Genomic DNA, 1,471 nt, shown 5'->3' with positions numbered 1-1,471 from the left:
TGATGGTGAGCGGTTGTCGGTGTTGCGGGGGTCGAATTCGGCGTATGTGATTTTCACGTCGGGGTCGACGGGTCGGCCGAAGGGTGTGGCGGTTTCGCATGAGGCTGTGGTGAATCAGTTGGTGTGGAAGCGGGCTGAGTTCGGTTTGGGTGTGGGGGATGTGGTGTTGCTCAAGACTGCGGCGACGTTCGATTTGTCGGTGTGGGAGTTTTGGTCGGCGTTGGTGTCGGGTGCGTCGGTGGTGGTGGCGTCGGTGGAGGGTCATCGGGATGCGGCGTATTTGCATGAGTTGATGGTGGCGGAGTCGGTGACGACGTTGCATGTGGTGCCGTCGATGTTGTCGGCGTTGTTGGCGGTGTCGGGTGGGGTGTTGTCGGGGTCGTTGGTGCGGGTGTTGGCGATCGGTGAGGCGTTGCCGGGTGCGACGGCGCAGTGGTTCCGTCGGGGTAATGCGGGTGGTTTGTTCAATTTGTATGGTCCGACCGAGGCTGCGGTGTCGGTGACGGTGCATGAGGTGGGTGCGGGTGATGTGTCGGGTGTGCCGATTGGTGTGCCGGAGTGGAATACGGGTGTGTTGGTGCTCGATGAGCGGTTGCATCCGGTGCCGGTGGGTGTGTCGGGTGAGTTGTATTTGGCGGGTGTGCAGTTGGCGCGTGGGTATGTGGGTCGGGTGGATTTGACGGCGGAGAGGTTTGTGGCGAATCCGTTTGTGGGTGTTGCGGGTGTGGGTGTGGGTTCGCGGTTGTATCGGACGGGTGATGTGGTGCGGTGGAGTGGTTCTGGTGAGTTGGAGTATGTGGGGCGTAGTGATTTTCAGGTGAAGGTGCGTGGGTTCCGGATCGAGTTGGGGGAGATCGAGTCGGCGTTGCGTGGGTTGGGTGGGGTGGTCGATGTTGCGGTGGTGGCTCGGGTGGATGAGTTTGCGGGGGATCAGTTGGTGGCGTATGTGGTGGGTGGGGAGGGTGTGGATGGGTCGAGGGTTGAGTTGGATGTGGGTGCGGTGAAGGCGGAGTTGGGTGGTCTGGTGCCGTCGTACATGGTGCCGTCGGCGTTTGTGGTGTTGGATGCGTTGCCGTTGAACGTGAATGGGAAGTTGGATCGTGCGGCGTTGCCGGATCCGGTGTTCGAGGCTGTGGTGTTTCGGGCTCCGTCGACTCCGGTGGAGGAGGCGGTGGCGCGGGTGTTTTCCGAGGTGTTGGGTGTGGATCGGGTGGGTGTGGATGATGATTTCTTTGCGTTGGGTGGTAATTCGTTGATTGCGACGCAGGTGGTGTCGCGGTTGGGTGTGGCGTTGGATGCGGTGGTGCCGGTGCGGTTGGTGTTCGAGGCGCCGTCGGTGGGTGCGTTGGCGGTTCGGGTGGAGCAGTCGGTGGGGTCGGGTGTGCGGGTTCCGTTGGTGGCGCGGGAGCGTCCGGAGATGGTTCCGTTGTCGTTGGCGCAGCAGCGGATGTGGTTCCTCAACCGCTTCGAC

The 1,471-nt window shown here is 62.1% G+C and carries 1 protein-coding gene; it reads left to right on the top strand.

The window, feature by feature from the left end:
* Positions 1–1,471 (top strand): AMP-binding protein (locus A2J03_RS25415; RefSeq protein WP_156520579.1); only part of this gene is annotated, 1,471 nt, incomplete at both ends.

The organism is Rhodococcus sp. EPR-157, assembly GCF_001647195.1.
Taxonomy (GTDB): Bacteria; Actinomycetota; Actinomycetes; order Mycobacteriales; family Mycobacteriaceae; genus Rhodococcoides.
Note: the sequence above shows the minus strand (reverse complement) of the source record. Positions and strands in the feature narration are given on the sequence as shown.